The following is a 16940-nucleotide window of genomic DNA, read 5'->3' on the forward strand; positions in this document are numbered from 1 at the left end:
GGGAGCCGGGACCTGTCCGGTCGGCCGATGGTGGTTCGGCCGATTCGGACATCCTGGGAGCCCGGTCGAGCACGCCCGATCCGCAGCGGGCGGGCTCGACCGGGGCCCCGCACCCGTCCCGGCGCGAACGGCGGAACACACACCGCCGCAACGACTCCCGATCGGTCGATACTGGTCGAAACACCGGCCGACGGGTGGATCCGGTGGCGGCCGGATCCGAAGGGGATGCGCGGGAGACGGAGGCGGGCGCGAGCCGGTCGACGTCGGAACGCACCCCCGACGGCGGGACGGTCGAGCAGGCGAAGGAGGCGTGTCTTCGTCTGCTCGCCGTCCGCGCCCGCAGCCGTGCCGAACTGGCGCAGCGCTTGGCCGCCAAGGGATACACCGCCGAGGTCGCCGAGCGTGCGCTCGACCGCCTCGCCGAGGTCGGCCTCATCGATGACGCCGCTTTCGCCGAACAGTGGGTGCACTCCCGGCACACCTTCTCCGGCAAGGGCAAACAGGCCCTGGCCCAGGAGTTGCGCCGCAAAGGCGTCGCCCCGGCCGACGCCGCGCCCGCGCTGGAAGCGATCAGCTCCGACGACGAACAAGCCCGCGCCATCGAACTGGTCCGCCGCAAACTCCGCACCCTGCCCCGAGACCTCGACCGCGACAAGGCCATTCGCCGCCTCGTCGGCATGCTCGCCCGCCGCGGCTACAGCCAATCCACCGCCTTCACGGTGGTGAAAGCCGAACTCGCCCAAGCCGACTGGGCCTCCGAACCGCTCGACGAGCCGGACAACCCACCGGACTGACCTCACCCGCCCGTCCTTACCCACCTCGGGAGCGTTTCCCGGAAGCCGTCGTCGCGAGATCTGTCGGTCACCTGAAACCAGGTAGCCGTCGGCCCGGACGAGCACAGCGGCCGACGCCGCGATCTCGCCGACACCGGGAACGTTCCAGCGTTCGGTGAAGCGGCATGCACCGAACATGTCGACCCAATCGCGCCCGTGGCTCGCAACGACGTGTCACCACCCAGCCGGACGGAGGATCGCGAGTTCGTCTGTCGCCGATCGCGGAGGGTAGGAGGGCCGCAGCGGTTTGCCGCATTGTTACTCGCGCTTGTCTGGTATGTCCGATACCGGACGGTGGTTCGGCGGCGCGGTGGGGTGCGCGGGACCATGATGGGGGTATGGAGTCCACGGAGCGTGGGGTCGTGTCGCGCGAAGTGTGCGCCGTGGCTCCGGTGCTCGTGGGGTCTGTCTCGCTGCCGTGCGTATTCCGGGGTGGTTGGTGCCACGCGACAGAGGAGGAGAAGGAGTATGACCATCGCTATTCGTAAGGTGACGGTCCTGGGGACCGGGGTGCTCGGTTCGCAGATCGCGTTTCAGACCGCGTTCCGCGGCTTCGCCGTCTCGGCCTACGACATCAACGAACCCGCGCTGGAGGCCGCGCGGGAGCGTTTCGCCAAACTCGCGGCGATCTACGCGGCCGAGGTGCCCGGCGCCGAGGGCGGCAAGGCCGAGCAGACGGCGTCGGGCATCGCGCTCACCACCGATCTCGCGGACGCGGTGAAGGACGCCGACCTGGTGATCGAGGCGGTGCCTGAGGTGCTGACCATCAAGCAGGAGCTCTACCGCCACCTAGGCGAGGTCGCCCCCGCACGGACCATCTTCGCGACGAACTCCTCGACCCTGCTGCCCAGCGATATCAAGGACTCCACGGGCCGCCCCGACAAGTTCCTCGCGCTGCACTTCGCGAACCAGGTGTGGAAGTTCAACACCGCCGAGATCATGGGCACGCCCGAGACCGATCCCGCGGTCTTTCGCGCCCTGGTCGACTTCGCCGAGGCGATCGGCATGGTCCCGATCGAAGTGCACAAGGAGAAGGCGGGTTACGTGCTCAACTCGCTGCTCGTGCCGTTCCTGAACTCGGCCATGGCGCTCGGCGCGGGCGGCTACGCCGACCCGGAGGCCGTCGACAAGACCTGGCGGATCGCCACGGGCGCGCCGATGGGCCCGTTCCAGATCCTCGACGTCATCGGCCTCACCACGCCCTACAACATCCTCGTCCACGGCGACGAGGATGCGCAGCGCCTGGCGACCTGGCTCAAGGACAACTACATCGACAAGGGCAAGCTCGGCATCGCGACCGGCGAAGGGTTCTACCGGTACTAGCGACCGTCCCGGAAACGACGGGCGAGAATGGCGGCCCACCACGGCGAGCCACCATTCTCGCCCGAACTTCCTTGCCGCTGAAGTCTTAAGGCTTCTTCACCACATCGACACCCGGTGCGGCGTCGGTGATGATCGAATCGGCCGCCAGGACCGCCCCGCCCTTGGCGCGCTTACGGGCCCGCAGCCGCCGCTCCAGCCTGGTCGCCACCAGCGTCAGCGTGCTGTTCAGCGCGATCATGATGATCGCGACGACGATCAGCGCCGGAATCGTGTTCTGCTCCGCCGCGCCGAGCTGCTGGCCCGAGCGGACGATCTCGATGTAGGTGATCTGGTAGCCCAGCGCCGTATCCTTCAGCGCGACAACCATTTGCGAGATCAGCGCGGGCAGCATCGCGGTGATGGCCTGCGGCAGCAGGATCAACCGCATCAGCTGGTTCTTGCGCATGCCGAGCGCGACCGCGGCCTCGGTCTGGCCCTTGGGCAGCGAACGGATGCCCGCGCGCACGATTTCCGCGATGACCGAGCCGTTGTAGATCGTCAGCGCCGTCACCACCGCGGCGAGCGCGAGGTCGTCGGACTTGAACAGGTCGTATTCGCTGTAGAGAGCGAACAGGAAGATCATCAGGATCAGCACGGGGATGGCCCTGGCGAACTCGACGATCGCGCCCGCGATCAGCCGCACCGAGCGGTGCTCCGAGAGGCGAAGTATGCCGAAGACCATGCCGATCACCAGCGCGAAGACGATCGAGATCAACGCCGCGACGACGGTGCCCTTCAGACCCGGCCACAGGTAGGTCGACCAGACGTCGCCCTCCAGGAACGGCTTCCACTTCTCGGCCTCGAACTGGCCCTTCTCGTCGAAGGCGCGGAACAGGAAATACCCGGCCCCCAGCACGGTGACGACAACCACCGCCGTGTAGATGTTGTTGCGCAGCCGTGCCTTCGGGCCCGGTGCGTCGAAGAGGACGGAAGCGCTGGTCATCGGGCGACCTCGTATCGCTTGGCGAGCCAGCCGAACAGCAGACCCGTCGGCAGGGTGATGATGACGAAGCCGAGAGCGAAGATCGCGCCGATGGCCAGCAGCGCGGCCTCCACCTCGATCATCTCCGCCATGAGCTTGGCGGCCTCGGCGACACCGATCGCGGCGGCGATGGTGGAGTTCTTGGTCAACGCGATCAGCACACTGCCCAGCGGCGCGATCACGGAACGGAAAGCCTGGGGGAGCACCACAAGTCGCAGGTTCTGGCTGAAGCTGAAGCCAAGCGACCGGCCCGCCTCGGACTGGCCGAGCGGCACCGTGTTGATGCCCGAGCGCAGCGACTCGCAGACGAACGCGGCGGTGTAGACGCTGAGGCCGACGATCGCCCAGCGATAGTTGTTGTCCTCGATGGAATCTCCCGCCAGCTTCCAGCCCAGCGCCGAATACAGGCCGAGCGAGCAGAAGACGATGATCAACGTCAGCGGGGTGTTGCGGAAGATCGTGACGTAGGCGGTGCCCACCCAGCGGGCGACCGGTACGGGGGACACGCGCATGGCGGCGACGATCGTGCCGAGTATCAGCGCCCCGACCGCGGAGAACGCGGTCAATTTGATCGTGACCCAGAAGGCTTCCAGGATCTTGGTGTCGTATTCCGAGATCAGATCGAACACGGCGGGCGCGTCCCTCCCATCGGTGCGGTGTGGTTCATCGGTGGTGAGCCGAGCGGGTGGTCCGGAGGATCGCCCCGGACCACCCGTGTGCGGAATCTCAGTAGCGGTTGACCTGCGGAGCGGGCGAGGGCGTGAAGCTCGCGCCGCCGACCGTCTGCTGGATCGCCTTGGCCCACGAGCCGTCGGCGATCATCGCCTCGATCGCGTCGTTGATCTTGTCGCGGGTCTCCTGGTCGCCCTTCTTCAGGCCGATGCCGTAGTTCTCGGTGGTGAACGGCTTACCGACCACCTTCAGCTGGCCCGGCGACTGCGCGGCGAAGCCGGCCAGGATGATGTCGTCGGTCGTCACCGCGTCGACCGAGCCGTTGCGCAGCGCCTCCACGCACAGCGAGTAGGTGTCGAACTCCTGCAGCTGAACGTCCTTGGCGTACTTCTCCTTGACGTTCTGCGCGGGTGTGGAGCCCTTCACCGAGCACAGTTTCTTGTTGCCGGTGAGGGATTCGACGCCGGTGATGTCGGTGTTGTCGGCCTTCACCAGCAGCGACTGGCCCGCCACGTAGTACGGGCCCGCGAAATCGACCTTCTCCTTGCGCTTGTCGTTGATCGAGTAGGTGGCGACGATGAAATCGACCTGGCCGTTCTCGATCAGCGTCTCGCGCTGCGGCGTCGGCGCTTCCTTGAAGGTGATGGATTCCGGCTGCACGCCGAGCTTTCCTGCGACGTATTTGGCGACCTCGACGTCGAAGCCGCTGTAGGAGCCGTCCTTGTTGCGCAGACCGAGACCCGGCTGGTCGAACTTGATGCCGATGGTCAGTTTGCCTTCCTTGGCGTGGTCGAGGGCGCTGCCCTCGTCACCGCCGCCGCAGGCGGTGGCGGCCAAAGCCAGGGCGATAGCCCCGACACCGAGTCGAAGTGCACGGTTGATCCTCATCGAGTTCCTAACTCCTTGTATCAATTTCGATGCCGTCGTCTGTGCCGGGCCGGTCAGTGACTGAGAATCTTGCCCAGGAAGTCCTTGGCGCGCTCGGATTTGGGTGCGGTGAAGAAGGTTTCGGGCTCGGTGTCCTCGACCACCTGACCGTCGGCCATGAACAGCACCCGGTTGCCCGCGCGGCGCGCGAAGCCCATCTCGTGGGTGACCACCAGCATGGTCATGCCGTCCTTGGCCAGCGAGACCATCACCTCGAGCACCTCGTTGACCATCTCCGGGTCCAGCGCCGAGGTCGGCTCGTCGAACAGCATCACCTTCGGGTTCATCGCCAGCGCGCGGGCGATGGCCACGCGCTGCTGCTGCCCACCGGACAGCTGGGCCGGGTATTTCTCGGCCTGGTTGGCGATGCCCACCCGCTCGAGCAGTTCCATGGCGCGGGTTCGCGCCGCGTCCTTCTTGATCTTGCGCACCTTGGTCGGCGCGAGCATCACGTTCTCGACGATGGTCTTGTGCGCGAAGAGGTTGAACGATTGGAACACCATGCCGACATCGGCGCGCAGCGCGGCCAGCGCCTTGCCCTCCGCGGGCAGCGGCACGCCGTCGATGGCGATGTCGCCGGAGTCGATCGGCTCGAGCCGGTTGATGGTGCGGCACAGGGTCGATTTCCCGGAACCGGAGGGTCCGAGGACGATGACGACCTGTCCCTTGGGGACCTCGAGGTTGATATCGCGCAACACGTGCAGATCACCGAAATGCTTGTCCACATTGCGCATCGAGATCATCGGCGGCGCGCTGGTGGCGGGGCCCTTGTCCAAGCTCGTGGCGTCCCCGGTCGTGTCGGGCGCGGCGGCGGCGTCGGTCATGGTCCTTGACCTTAAGGGGAAAAACCGAATTTGCCCCGGTTTCCGCGACACACCGTGACGCCACGCCGCATCGTCACAGCTCTGTAACCTGGTGGCCGGTTCCGGCCTTCGACCGCGGCGAGGCCCGGAGCCTGCGGCGATGCGCTGGAAACCCGCTCGACGGGCCCCCGTACCCTTAATGGGTGGATTCGATCGATCAGGTTGTGGCGGGCGTACGCAGTTACGAGGTCCGCACCTTCGGTTGCCAGATGAACGTGCACGATTCCGAACGCTTGTCCGGCCTGCTGGAGGACGCGGGCTACGTGAAGGCCGCGCCGGGGGCGACGGCGGACCTTGTGGTCTTCAACACCTGCGCGGTGCGCGAGAACGCCGACAACAAGCTCTACGGCACCCTCGGCCACCTCGCCCCGATCAAGGCGGGCAGGCCGGGCATGCAGATCGCGGTCGGCGGCTGCCTGGCGCAGAAGGACCGCGACACCGTCGTGCGCAAGGCGCCGTGGGTGGACGTGGTGTTCGGCACGCACAACATCGGCTCGTTGCCCGTGCTGCTCGAGCGCGCGCGGCACAACGAAGAGGCCCAGGTCGAGATCCTGGAATCGCTGGAGGCGTTTCCGTCCACCCTGCCCGCCAAGCGCGAATCCGCCTACGCGGGCTGGGTGTCGATCTCGGTGGGCTGCAACAACACCTGCACCTTCTGCATCGTTCCGTCGCTGCGCGGCAAGGAGGTCGACCGCCGTCCCGGCGACGTGCTCGCCGAGGTGCAGGCGCTGGTCGACCAGGGCGTGCTCGAGGTGACTCTGCTCGGGCAGAACGTCAACTCCTACGGCGTCAACTTCGTCGACCCGACCGAGCCGCGCGACCGCAGCGCGTTCGCGAAACTGCTGCGCGCCTGCGGCGACATCGACGGACTCGAGCGAGTCCGGTTCACCTCGCCGCATCCGGCCGAGTTCACCGACGACGTGATCGAGGCGATGGCCGAGACGCCAAACATTTGCCCGCAGCTGCACATGCCGCTGCAATCCGGCTCGGACCGGGTGCTCAAGGCCATGCGGCGCTCCTACCGCAAGGCCCGCTACCTGGGCATCATCGAGAAGGTCCGCGCGGCCATGCCGCACGCCGCCATCACCACCGACATCATCGTCGGCTTCCCCGGCGAGACCGAGGAGGACTTCCAGGAGACACTGGACGTGGTGCGCCAGGCCCGGTTCACCAGCGCGTTCACCTTCCAGTACTCGAAGCGGCCCGGCACTCCCGCCGCCGACATGCCCGACCAGCTGCCCAAGCAGGTGGTCCAGGAGCGCTACGACCGGCTCATCGCGTTGCAGGAGGAGGTCTCGCTCGAGGCCAACCGCGCGCTGATCGGCACCGAGGTGGAGCTGCTCGTCGCGGAGGGCGCGGGCAAGAAGAACGCCGCGACCGCGCGGATGAGCGGGCGGGCCCGCGACGGCAGGCTGGTGCACTTCCGGCCCGGCGGCACCGCCGAGACGGTCCGCCCCGGCGACGTGATCACCGTCGACATCACCGAGGCGGCGCCGCACCACCTGATCGCGGACGCGCCGATCAAGACCCACCGCCGCACCCGCGCGGGCGACGCGCACGAGCGCGGCGTCACGCCGAAGACCGAACCGATCGGCGTCGGACTCGGGCTGCCGAGGATCGGCGCGCCGGTGCTCGAGCCGGTCGCCTCCGGCTGCGCGACAGGCTGCGACGCATGAGCACGCGCCCCGGCGCGGGAGACGACGAGACCCCTCGCAAGGGCTCCGGCGATTCCGCGCGGGGCGCGGATTCCGAGCCGGGCGGGGACCCTGAGCGGGGCAGGCAGCCCGACTCGGAGTCCGGTACTACCGCGCGTAGTGGGTCGGCTGACGCGGCGGCCGACGATGCTGGCACAGTGGACGCGGACAAGCACGATCATCCAGTCGAAGGAGACGAGAGCGCTGTGAGCTCGGTCGAGAGCAGCAAGGATTTCGAGCAGTTCCGCGACGAACTCGACGCCGTCGAGCGCCGCATCGCGGGGGAGATCGATCCCGGCGTGCGCGCGATGGTGGTGGCGGGCGCGGTGTTCCTGCTGCTGTTCTCGCTGGTGCTCTCGCACGCGGGCAGCGCGCGCGGTTTCGACGTGTTGCTCGGCACCGAGGCCACCCGCATCGAGCACATCGGGCTGCCGTCGCGCATCTTCGTCTGGTTCGTCGTGGTGTTCGGCATCGGCTTCTCGCTGCTGGCGCTGATGACCCGGCGCTGGGCGCTGGCCTGGATCGCGGTCGCGGGATCGGCCATCGCCAGCGTGTTCGGTGTCTTCTCCATCTGGCACCGCCAGACCCCGGGCCTCGGCAACTATGTCGGCGCGGGCCCCGGCATCGGCCTGGTCGTCGGCACGCTCGCCGTCATGGTGCTGACCTTCCACTGGATCCGCGTGGTCTGGAGCCGCACAGCCATGCAGCTGGCCGCCGAGGAACAGCGCCGCAACGCCGCGGCCGCCGCCGAGGAACGCGACCGCCGCCGCCTGCTCGGCGACTGAATTCCGCTCGCGACCGGTCGATCGCTCGCGGTAGCGCGGTGTGCGTCGGTTCGGTGGTGGTCAGTGCTCCACCTGAGGCGAAGCAGCATCCGCTCGCTCTGTGGTCGGCCGGTCTCACGACGCGTGACGTCCGCAAGGTCAGGAATCCGATCAGCGCTGCCCGCCGGACAGCGTGGCCACCTCGGCGTCACTCGGCAGGGCCACTTTCACGACCATCTCGGCCGACCACGGATCGCCGATGGGACGTGGGCGCTGTCAGGTGCTCCAGCCGAGGCGAAGTAGCATCCGCTCGCTGTGTGATCGGCCGGTCTCCCGGCGCGTGACGTGCGTCCGTGCGAGCAGTGCGCCCAAACCCGCACCCGCGGCGTTCATCAGCACGTCGTCCACCGAGGAGACGCGGCCGAGGTCGAAGATGTACTGGGAAATTTCGAGGGCCACGGATATCGTCGCGCCCACCAGCGTCATCCGCGGCACGCCCGCGAACCGGGGCAGGCGCAGGGGGAGGAAGAAACCGAGCGGTACGAAAAGTAGGGTGTTCGCCCCGATCTGAACGAACGCGCTCGACGGCGAGTCGGTCAGCGTCGCGACGAGATCCCGCAGCGGCACCGCGCTGATCGCGCCCACGCCGTCGACCGGAGTCAAGATCATCCAGATCCACGGTAGCGTGCCCGCGATCAGACCGACCTCGGCCACCGTGTACCGCAGCGCGATATTCCGATCCTGGCCGCGGCGCACCCGCCACCGAGTCGTCCACCAGATCGCCGCGAGAACGGCGGGCACCGCGCAGGCCCACACGGTCAGTACGTGGCCCCACGCCTCCCACACCTGTCGCACCGGGACGACGCTACCGGAGCGGCCGAAAAACCTTGGCCGCCAACACGATCAGCGGTTGCTGACGGCGCCCTCGGCGGCCTCGGCCCACTCGCGCCACTGCTTGGCCTGCTCGAGCGCCTTCTCGGCGTCGCGCTGCTTGCCCGCCGCCTGCGCCTTGGCCGCCTGCTCTTCGAACTGGGCGACCTTCTCGCGGAACTGGGCGGCGCGCGCCACGGCCTCGGGGTCGGTGCGCCGCCACTGGGCGTCCACCGCGTCGCGGACCCGCTTCTCGATGGAGCGCAGTTTGCCCTCGAGTTCCTGGATGCGTTCGCGCGGGACCTTGCCGATGGCGTCCCACTTGTCCTGCAACTCGCGCAGCTGCGCCCGCGCGGTGTCCAGACCGGCCGCCGGATCGATGTGCTCGTAGGCGTGCAGCAGCTCTTCCTTGGCGGAGGCGTTCGACTCGAACTCGGCGTCGCGCTCGGAGACCGCGGCGTTGCGCGCCGCGAAGAACACGTCCTGCGCGCTCTTGAAGCGCCGCCACAGCGACTCGTCGGCTTCGCGTGGCGCCCGGCCGGCGGCCTTCCACTCGGTCAGCAGGTCGCGGAAGACGGCCGCGGTGCCGACCCAGTCGGTGGAGCCGGACAGCTCCTCGGCGCGCACGCAGAGTTCTTCCTTACGCGCCTTGGCGGCGGCCCGCTCGCGGTCGAGTTCGGCGAAGTGCGCGCCGCGGCGGCGGTTGAAGGACTCGCGGGCCTTGGAGTAGCGCTTCCACAGCGCGTCGTCGACCTTGCGGTCCACGCCGCGGATCGACTTCCACTCGTCGAGGATCTCGCGTAGCCGGTCGCCCGCGGCCTTCCACTGGGTGGATTCGGCGGCGATCTGCTCGGCCTCGGCGCACAGCGCTTCCTTGCGCTCGGTGTGCTCGTGGCGGGCGCGCTCCTTCTCCTCTTTGGCGTGCGCCGCCGCTTCCTCGGAGTGCTCGGTGATGGCTTGCAGCCGCTTGGCCAGCCCGTCGATGTCGCCGATGACGGCGGCGGTGGGCAGCGATTCGGCCAGCGCGAGCGCGGCGGCCTTGGTCTTGCGGGCGTCGGCGCCCGCGGCGAGCCGCGCCTCCAGCAGCGCGACCTCGGTAGCGAGATCGTCGAAGCGGCGGCCGAAGTGCGCGAGGCCTTCGGCGGCGTCGCCCGCCTGCCAGGAGCCGACGATCCGCTCGCCCTCGGCCGTCTTCACCCAGGCGGTGCCGTCCTCGTCGACCCGGCCCCAGCGGCTGGGGTCGGTGACGGTCGGTACGACCACCGGATGCGGGTGCTGCTGGGCGGCCGGGCCCGGGGCGGGCTTGACCGCGTGCGGCTTGGGATGGGCTGACGGGCCACCGGGCTTCGGGGCACCGGAGGGGCGCGGTGTCGTGCCGGGATTGGCCTTCGCGGTTCCGTTGCTGTCGGTCATTGTTCTCCGTCCCTGCCGCGCGTCACGGCTGCCTGGTTACGCCCTAGCTCATCCCATTGAACCCGGTCCGAGCCCTCGAGACCATCTGATCTACGCTCTTCCCGGGCTGGGACCCGGGACCGGCAACCCGTGGTGACCTGGGTTGTCGCATGTCGACACTATCAATCTCGTGGCGAATTGACGCTACAGACACTCGAAGCCGACCGGCGGGCGTCTCGGTACCGCCGTGCACCGGCCCCGCGGGCCGAACAGATACGGTTTACCGCGTGTTCAGTATTGCGGCCCTGGTCCCGTCGCCGCCGATCCTGGTGCCCGAACTGGGCGGCGCCGCGGCGATGGGAAGCGGGGCGGATCCGGACGACCCACCCGCGGTGCTGCGTACCGCCGCGCTCGATGCGGCCGGGGCGCTCGCGGCGGTGACGAAGCGCTGGACGGTGCTCGGCGTCGGGTCCGCCGACGATGTGCTCGGGCCCGAAACCGCCGGGACCTTCCGTGGTTTCGGCGTGGATCTTCGTGTCGCGCTGGCCGATTCGGCCACCGCGCCGGGGTTTGCCGCCGATCCGCGGCTGCCGCTGCCCGCTTTGATCGCCGGATGGTTGCGGGGACGCGTCGCGCCGGCCGCCCGCGCCACCGCGCGCCTGATCGCGGCCGACACGTCGGCTGCGCGTTGCCTGGAATTGGGTGCGGCGCTGCGCGCCGAGCTCGACGCGGACGACGAGCCGCGCGGCGTCCTCGTCGTCGCCGACGGCGCCGCCACCTTGACCGTCAAGTCGCCCGGCTACCTCGACGAGCGCGCCGTCCCGCTGCAAGCCGAGCTCGACCGGGCGTTGAGCGCGGGGGACCGCGCTGCGCTGCGCGCGCTCGATCCGGCGCTGTGCGCGGAGCTGGCCGTGTCCGGGCGCGCCGCCTATCAGGTGCTCGGCGGTCTGTTCGCCGCGGATCCGTCCGATCCGTCCGTCGAAACCCATTACCGGGACGCGCCTTTCGGAGTTGGCTATCACGTGAGCGTCTGGCGACCGGAACGGGAGGTGCGATGAGAGTGCCGATCGCGGTGGTCGGCCCCACCGCCACCGGCAAGTCCGATCTGGGATTGGATCTCGCGGCCCGCCTCGACGGTGAGATCGTGAACATCGACGCCATGCAGCTCTATCGCGGCATGGACATCGGCACCGCCAAACTGCCCGTCGCCGAGCGGCGCGGCATCCCGCACCACCAGCTCGACGTGCTCGAGGTGACCGAGACCGCGAGCGTGGCCACCTACCAGCGCGCGGCCGCCGCCGACGTCGAGGACATCCTGGCTCGCGGCCGCACGCCGATCATCGTCGGCGGCTCGATGATGTACGTGCAGGCGCTGCTGGACGAATGGGAGTTCCCGGCCACCGATCCGGTGGTGCGCGCCCGCTGGGAGCAGGTGCTCGCGGAGCAAGGTGTCGCCGCCGTGCACGCGGCGCTGCGGGCGGCGGATCCGGTCGCGGCCTCCACCATCCTGCCCACCGACGGTCGCCGCATGGTGCGGGCACTGGAGGTTGTGGAGCTCACGGGCCAGCCGTTCGCGGCCTCGGCGCCCACCATCGGCGCGCCGCGCTGGGACACTGTCATTCTCGGTGTCGACCGCGACACCGCCGAACTGGACGAGCGCATCGAGCGACGCACCGCGCTCATGTTCGACACCGGACTGGTCGACGAGGTGCGCGGACTCATCGAGCACGGCCTGCGCGAGGGCGTCACCGCGCGCCGGGCCATCGGCTACGCGCAAGTCCTCGCCTACCTCGACGACGAATACGACCTGAACCACGCCAGGGAACGCACCCTGATCGGCACCCGCCGTTATGTGCGCAGACAGCGCTCCTGGTTCCGCCGCGATCCCCGGGTGCGTTGGGTGGACGGCGCCGATCCCGACCTGCTCGGCGCGGCGATGCGTCAGATCGACAACACAGAACGGAACTCCCTTTGACCCGACGTGTCAGCACCCGCAACGCCTCGGTGCAGGTGTGGCAGGCCTACTTGAACAATCGCACCAAGCGCCACCGCGACAGCCGGTTCCTTGTGCAGGGCGTGCGCCCGATCACCCAGGCGATCGCCAACGGGTGGCCGCTGGAGACCCTGCTCTACCGGCTCGGCGCGCCCGACCTGTCCGGCTGGGCAAGGGAGGTGCTCGACACCACCGACGTCCCGCAGGTCGGGCTGGTGCCGGAACTGATGGCCGAGCTGGGCGAGAAGGCAGGCGGCATACCGGAATTGGTCGCCGTCGCGATCTCGCGCCAGCCCGAGCTGGACACCTTCGAGCCCGGCGAACCCGGCGAGGACGCGCCAGTGATCGTGGTGTTCGACCGCCCGAACTCGCCGGGCAACCTCGGCACCCTGATCCGGTCCGCGGACGCCTTCGGCGCCTGCGCGGTGATCGTCACCGGCCACGGCGCCGACCAGTACGACCCGCAATCCGTGCGCGCGTCCACCGGCTCGCTGTTCGCGGTCCCGGTCTATCGCGCCGCCGGACCGGCGCAGGTGCTCGAGCTGCGCGACCGCCAGAGCGCCCGCGGGATCCCGACCAGGATCGTCGGCACCGACGAACACGGTTCGCACGCGGTTTTCGACCAGGACTTCACCGAGTCGACCATTCTGGTCATCGGCAACGAGACGAGCGGGATGAGCGCGGCCTGGCAGGATGCGTGCGACGACCTGGTCTCTATTCCCATGGGCGGCACCGCCAGCTCGCTCGGTGCGCCCTCGGCGGCCGCGGTCGCGCTGTACGAAATTTCCCGGCAGCGCCGGACGTTTGCCAGATGACGACGACGAGGAGAACGCACACGTGACGGACATCGAGTTCACGAAGGGGCACGGCACCCAGAACGACTTCGTGGTGCTGCCCGACGAGGATGTCCGGCTCGAACTGACCGAGGACCGCGTCGCCGCGCTCTGCGACCGGCAGCGCGGCCTCGGGGCCGACGGTGTGCTGCGGGTCGCGCGCGCGGGCGCGCTGCGGGACGCGGGCGTGCTGACGGACCTGCCCGAGGGCGTCGGCGCGGACGACTGGTTCATGGACTACCGCAACGCCGACGGCTCGATCGCGGAGATGTGCGGCAACGGCGTGCGCGTCTTCGCCCATTACCTGACCGCGACCGGGCGCGAATCCCGCGCGGAGTACGTGGTGGGCAGTAGAGCGGGCGCCCGACCGGTCGTGGTGCACGCGAGCGGGCCGGTCGAGGGTGAGGTTACCGTCACGATGGGCAGGGTGAAGGAGCTCGGGGAATCCACGGCGACCATCGCGGGTTGGGCTTATCAGGGGATCGGCATCGATGTCGGCAACCCGCATCTGGCCTGCGTGGACCCCGAGCTCACCGTCGACACGCTCGGCAAGCTGGATCTGAGCGTCCCGCCCGGCTACGACCCGGATCTCTTCCCGCACGGCGTGAACGTGGAGATCCTGACCGCGCTGGACGCGGACCGTTCGGTGGACATGCGCGTCTACGAGCGCGGCGTCGGCGAAACCCGTTCCTGCGGAACGGGAACCGTCGCGGCGGCCGCGGCGGCGCTGGCCGCCGACGGCTTCCGCATCGCCGAGGACACCGGTCAGGTGACGGTGCGCGTGCCCGGCGGCGTGGTCACCGTCGGCCTCGACGGCGGCTCGGCCTGGCTGCGCGGGCCTTCGGTGCTGCTCGCCACCGGCACGCTGGCCGAACAGTGGTGGAAGGGGCGCTGAGCGCGCCGACGAATAACGGAATGCGCCGGGTCGTCGCACCTGGCAGCATGGATGGTGTATGAGGAATTCAGAGACGTATGACATCAATCCGGCCGACGACGACTTCGATTTCGTCGACTCGGCCGACGACACCGCGCGCTCCGGTGACGTGGTGGCCGAACGTGCCGCCCGAATGAAGCGCAATGGCTGGACGATGGAGCCGACGGTCGGTGAGCTGCAGCTCGACGAACGCAGCTCGCTGCGCCGCGTCGCAGGTCTGTCCACCGAACTCACCGACATCACCGAGGTCGAGTACCGGCAGCTGCGCCTGGAACGGGTCGTGCTGGTCGGCGTGTGGACCTCGGGCTCGGCGGCCCAGGCCGAGGCGAGCATGGCCGAACTCGCCGCGCTCGCCGAGACCGCGGGCTCGGAGGTGCTCGAGGCGCTCATCCAGCGTCGCGACCGGCCGGACCCGGCCACCTACATCGGTTCCGGCAAGGCCGACGAACTCCGCTCGGTGGTGTTGGAGACCGGCGCCGACACCGTCATCTGCGACGGTGAGCTGACCCCTGCCCAGCTGACCGCGCTGGAGAAGGTGGTCAAGGTCAAGGTGATCGATCGGACCGCCCTGATCCTGGACATCTTCGCCCAGCACGCCACCTCAAGCGAGGGCAAGGCGCAGGTCTCCCTGGCCCAGATGGAGTACATGCTGCCCAGGCTGCGCGGCTGGGGTGAGTCGATGTCCCGGCAGGCCGGTGGTCGCGCGGGCAGCAACGGCGGTGTGGGTCTGCGCGGACCCGGTGAGACCAAGATCGAGACCGACCGCCGCCGCATCCGCGAGCGGATGGCCAAGCTGCGGCGCGAGATCCGGGAGATGAAGACCGCGCGCGAGACCAAGCGGGCGCGGCGCGCGTCCTCGGGCATTCCGCAGGTCGCCATCGTCGGCTACACGAACGCGGGCAAGTCCAGCCTGATGAACGCGCTCACCGGCGCGGGCCTGCTGGTCCAGGACGCGCTGTTCGCGACCCTGGATCCGACCACCCGGCGCGCCGATCTGGACGACGGCCGCGAGGTCGTGTTCACCGACACCGTCGGCTTCGTGCGGCACCTGCCGACCCAGCTGGTCGAGGCGTTCCGCTCGACGCTGGAGGAGGTCACCGGCGCCGATCTGCTGCTGCACGTGGTGGACGGCTCCGACTCGATGCCCGCGGAGCAGATCAAGGCCGTGCGCGAGGTGATCACCGACGTGATCAAGGAGCAGGGCGCGGCCGCGCCGCCGGAACTGCTGGTGCTCAACAAGATCGACGCCGTCGATCCGATGGAGCTGACCAGGCTGCGGGCGCTGTTGCCGGACGCCGAGTTCGTCTCGGCGCAGACCGGCGAGGGCATCGAGAGCCTGCTCGACCGGCTGGCCGAGGTGCTCGGCGGACTGGACGTCGAGGTCGGCGTGCTGCTGCCGTACACCCGAGGCGATCTGCTGGCGCGCATCCACGCCGACGGCCGGATCCTGTCCTCCACCCACGAGGAGGCGGGCACCCGGGTCCGGGCGCGAGTACCGCACGCGCTGGCCGCGGCGCTGTCGGAGTACGCGCACGCGGGCGGCGACGGCGCGGGCCCCGAGGAAGGGCCGTCGGCGTAGGCCGCGGTACCGGACGGAAATAGAACCGACCGTCACGTTCGCTATCGTGCCGATAACGGACGTGGCGGTTCGTCGTTCCGCTGGGATTCGATGCGTTCCGGTGCCGTATACCGTTCGGCACCAGCATTTTTCGATGTCCGATCGGCTGCCCGGTCGTAGCTCGGGCGTGGCAAGGGTTGTGGCGGATCACACTTGACGACCACCCGTGTTGCAACCTGTTCCAACGTCATCCGGTAGCATCGGCCCCGATGCCGTATTCGACTGCGGCGCAGGGGACCTTAATTCCGTACGACGATGTGCTGGGATCCGACATGCGATGGGGTAGCCACCAATGCCTGAATCCTCGCCTAACGCGGCGGTGCTGACCGACGGGGCGCCGCTGGAGGTACGTCTCGACGAGACCGACATCCGACTGATCGAAGCCTTGCTCGCGCCGCTGCGGGCATGGACGAGTCCACGCTTCTACGGCCTGGACAACATTCCCGCCGACGGCCCGGTGCTGCTGGTCGGCAACCACAACCTGATGGGCGGCATCGACGCCCCGCTGCTGATGCCCGAGGTGCTGCGCCGCCGCGGCAGGCTGATCCGCGGTCTCGCCGAGAACGTGCTGATCACGGTGCCCGGCCTGCGCCACTTCCTGCACTACTACGGCGCGGTGCGCGGCAACCGGAACAACTGCATGGCGCTGCTCGCCCGCGGTGAGGCCGTCATCGTCTTTCCCGGCGGTGGCCGCGAGGCGGTGCGCCGCAAGAACGAGAAATACCTGCTCAAGTGGGAGGGGCGCACCGGATTCGCCCGGATGGCGATCGAGGCGGGCGCGCCCATCGTGCCGGTCGCGATGATCGGCGTCGACGACGCCTTCGACATCGTCTTCGACGGTGATCACCCGGTGATGCGTCCGCTGCGCTGGACGGTCGAGGCGCTCGGCCTGAAGCGTGACCTCACCCCGCCGCTGCTGCGTGGCGTCGGCCCGACCCTGATCCCGCGCCCGGAACGGTTCTACTTCTCCGCGGGCGCCCCGATCGACCCGGCGCCGTGGCGCGACGCCGACGACCTCGACACCGCGGCGACCGATTTGCGCGACGTCGTCCGCAAGGCGCTGGAGGAGGAACTGAAGTTCCTGTTCGCCGAGCGCGACCGTGATTCCGGTCGCACTCTGGTCGGTCGGGTGCGCGGCTTGCTGCCGTTCTGACCCTTCCTGAGACGATCTCGAGAATTTACTTGGCAATCTCTCAGCTACGC

16 protein-coding genes are annotated in these 16940 nt (G+C 69.1%); 10 read left to right on the forward strand and 6 right to left on the reverse strand.

What is annotated here, in order from left to right; genetic code table 11:
• The first annotated feature begins 203 nt into the window (after window positions 1-203).
• Window positions 204-794, forward strand: coding sequence for a recombination regulator RecX (gene recX, locus CRP45_RS27350; protein ID WP_084482755.1), 591 nt, complete (start codon window positions 204-206; stop codon window positions 792-794).
• A 507-nt stretch (window positions 795-1301) separates the two neighbouring features.
• Window positions 1302-2156, forward strand: coding sequence for a 3-hydroxyacyl-CoA dehydrogenase (locus tag CRP45_RS27355; protein ID WP_097247570.1), 855 nt, complete (start codon window positions 1302-1304; stop codon window positions 2154-2156).
• An 85-nt stretch (window positions 2157-2241) separates the two neighbouring features.
• On the opposite strand, the gene CRP45_RS27360 is transcribed toward CRP45_RS27355, so the two are convergent.
• The 4 genes from CRP45_RS27360 to CRP45_RS27375 form a co-directional block, all read right to left on the reverse strand.
• Window positions 2242-3138 (reverse strand): amino acid ABC transporter permease, encoded by an 897-nt coding sequence (locus tag CRP45_RS27360; protein ID WP_097247571.1) that lies wholly within the window; start codon window positions 3136-3138, stop codon window positions 2242-2244.
• A complete protein-coding gene (locus CRP45_RS27365) occupies window positions 3135-3806 on the reverse strand; it encodes an amino acid ABC transporter permease (RefSeq protein ID WP_097247572.1) in 672 nt (223 codons plus the stop codon). The genes CRP45_RS27360 and CRP45_RS27365 overlap by 4 nt, the downstream gene beginning before the upstream one ends.
• Window positions 3807-3903: 97 nt before the next feature.
• Window positions 3904-4737 (reverse strand): glutamate ABC transporter substrate-binding protein, encoded by an 834-nt coding sequence (locus tag CRP45_RS27370; protein WP_097247573.1) that lies wholly within the window; start codon window positions 4735-4737, stop codon window positions 3904-3906.
• A gap of 53 nt (window positions 4738-4790) precedes the next feature.
• Entirely contained in the window at window positions 4791-5519 is a 729-nt protein-coding gene (locus tag CRP45_RS27375) for an amino acid ABC transporter ATP-binding protein (RefSeq protein WP_097247659.1), read from the reverse strand.
• A gap of 263 nt (window positions 5520-5782) precedes the next feature.
• Here CRP45_RS27375 and miaB point away from each other — a divergent pair, with 263 nt between their 5' ends.
• Both miaB and CRP45_RS27385 read left to right on the forward strand, forming a co-directional pair.
• Window positions 5783-7315 (forward strand): tRNA (N6-isopentenyl adenosine(37)-C2)-methylthiotransferase MiaB, encoded by a 1533-nt coding sequence (gene miaB, locus CRP45_RS27380; RefSeq protein ID WP_097247574.1) that lies wholly within the window; start codon window positions 5783-5785, stop codon window positions 7313-7315.
• Between the two features lie 224 nt (window positions 7316-7539).
• Entirely contained in the window at window positions 7540-8118 is a 579-nt protein-coding gene (locus CRP45_RS27385; protein ID WP_097247575.1) for an Rv2732c family membrane protein, read from the forward strand.
• A gap of 255 nt (window positions 8119-8373) precedes the next feature.
• Here CRP45_RS27385 and CRP45_RS27390 read toward each other — a convergent pair whose 3' ends face one another.
• The gene (locus CRP45_RS27390) at window positions 8374-8952 is read right to left on the reverse strand and encodes a VanZ family protein (protein WP_097247576.1); all 579 of its coding nucleotides are present in this window, start codon (window positions 8950-8952) and stop codon (window positions 8374-8376) included.
• A 48-nt stretch (window positions 8953-9000) separates the two neighbouring features.
• Entirely contained in the window at window positions 9001-10380 is a 1380-nt protein-coding gene (locus tag CRP45_RS27395) for a DUF349 domain-containing protein (RefSeq protein ID WP_067782606.1), read from the reverse strand.
• A 266-nt stretch (window positions 10381-10646) separates the two neighbouring features.
• Here CRP45_RS27395 and CRP45_RS27400 point away from each other — a divergent pair, with 266 nt between their 5' ends.
• From CRP45_RS27400 to CRP45_RS27425, 6 genes are all read left to right on the forward strand, one after another.
• Window positions 10647-11417, forward strand: a complete 771-nt coding sequence (locus tag CRP45_RS27400; protein WP_097247577.1) for a class III extradiol ring-cleavage dioxygenase family protein — start codon at window positions 10647-10649, stop codon at window positions 11415-11417.
• Complete coding sequence (gene miaA / locus CRP45_RS27405; protein WP_097247578.1) at window positions 11414-12334, forward strand: tRNA (adenosine(37)-N6)-dimethylallyltransferase MiaA; 921 nt, start codon at window positions 11414-11416, stop codon at window positions 12332-12334. The genes CRP45_RS27400 and miaA overlap by 4 nt, the downstream gene beginning before the upstream one ends.
• A complete protein-coding gene (locus CRP45_RS27410; protein ID WP_097247579.1) occupies window positions 12331-13167 on the forward strand; it encodes a TrmH family RNA methyltransferase in 837 nt (278 codons plus the stop codon). The genes miaA and CRP45_RS27410 overlap by 4 nt, the downstream gene beginning before the upstream one ends.
• A 31-nt stretch (window positions 13168-13198) precedes the next feature.
• Window positions 13199-14080 carry a diaminopimelate epimerase gene (gene dapF / locus CRP45_RS27415; RefSeq protein WP_097247660.1) on the forward strand — a complete coding sequence of 294 codons (882 nt, stop codon included), beginning with the start codon at window positions 13199-13201 and terminating at the stop codon, window positions 14078-14080.
• Between the two features lie 172 nt (window positions 14081-14252).
• The gene (gene hflX, locus CRP45_RS27420) at window positions 14253-15698 is read left to right on the forward strand and encodes a GTPase HflX (protein ID WP_245910490.1); all 1446 of its coding nucleotides are present in this window, start codon (window positions 14253-14255) and stop codon (window positions 15696-15698) included.
• 331 nt (window positions 15699-16029) lie between these two features.
• Window positions 16030-16890, forward strand: coding sequence for a lysophospholipid acyltransferase family protein (locus CRP45_RS27425; RefSeq protein WP_097247581.1), 861 nt, complete (start codon window positions 16030-16032; stop codon window positions 16888-16890).
• Window positions 16891-16940: the final 50 nt, after the last annotated feature.

The sequence above is a fragment of the Nocardia amikacinitolerans genome (assembly GCF_900215415.1).
Lineage (GTDB): Bacteria > Actinomycetota > Actinomycetes > Mycobacteriales > Mycobacteriaceae > Nocardia > Nocardia amikacinitolerans.

Coding starts and splice junctions, on each gene's coding strand:
- CRP45_RS27355 (WP_097247570.1), top strand. CDS start 1,302: ATGACCATCGCTATTCGTAAGGTGACGGTCCTGGGGACCGGGGTGCTC.
- CRP45_RS27360 (WP_097247571.1), bottom strand. CDS start 3,138: ATGACCAGCGCTTCCGTCCTCTTCGACGCACCGGGCCCGAAGGCACGG.
- CRP45_RS27370 (WP_097247573.1), bottom strand. CDS start 4,737: ATGAGGATCAACCGTGCACTTCGACTCGGTGTCGGGGCTATCGCCCTG.
- CRP45_RS27375 (WP_097247659.1), bottom strand. CDS start 5,519: ATGATCTCGATGCGCAATGTGGACAAGCATTTCGGTGATCTGCACGTG.
- CRP45_RS27395 (WP_067782606.1), bottom strand. CDS start 10,380: ATGACCGACAGCAACGGAACCGCGAAGGCCAATCCCGGCACGACACCG.
- miaA (WP_097247578.1), top strand. CDS start 11,414: ATGAGAGTGCCGATCGCGGTGGTCGGCCCCACCGCCACCGGCAAGTCC.
- hflX (WP_245910490.1), top strand. CDS start 14,253: ATGAAGCGCAATGGCTGGACGATGGAGCCGACGGTCGGTGAGCTGCAG.
- CRP45_RS27425 (WP_097247581.1), top strand. CDS start 16,030: ATGCCTGAATCCTCGCCTAACGCGGCGGTGCTGACCGACGGGGCGCCG.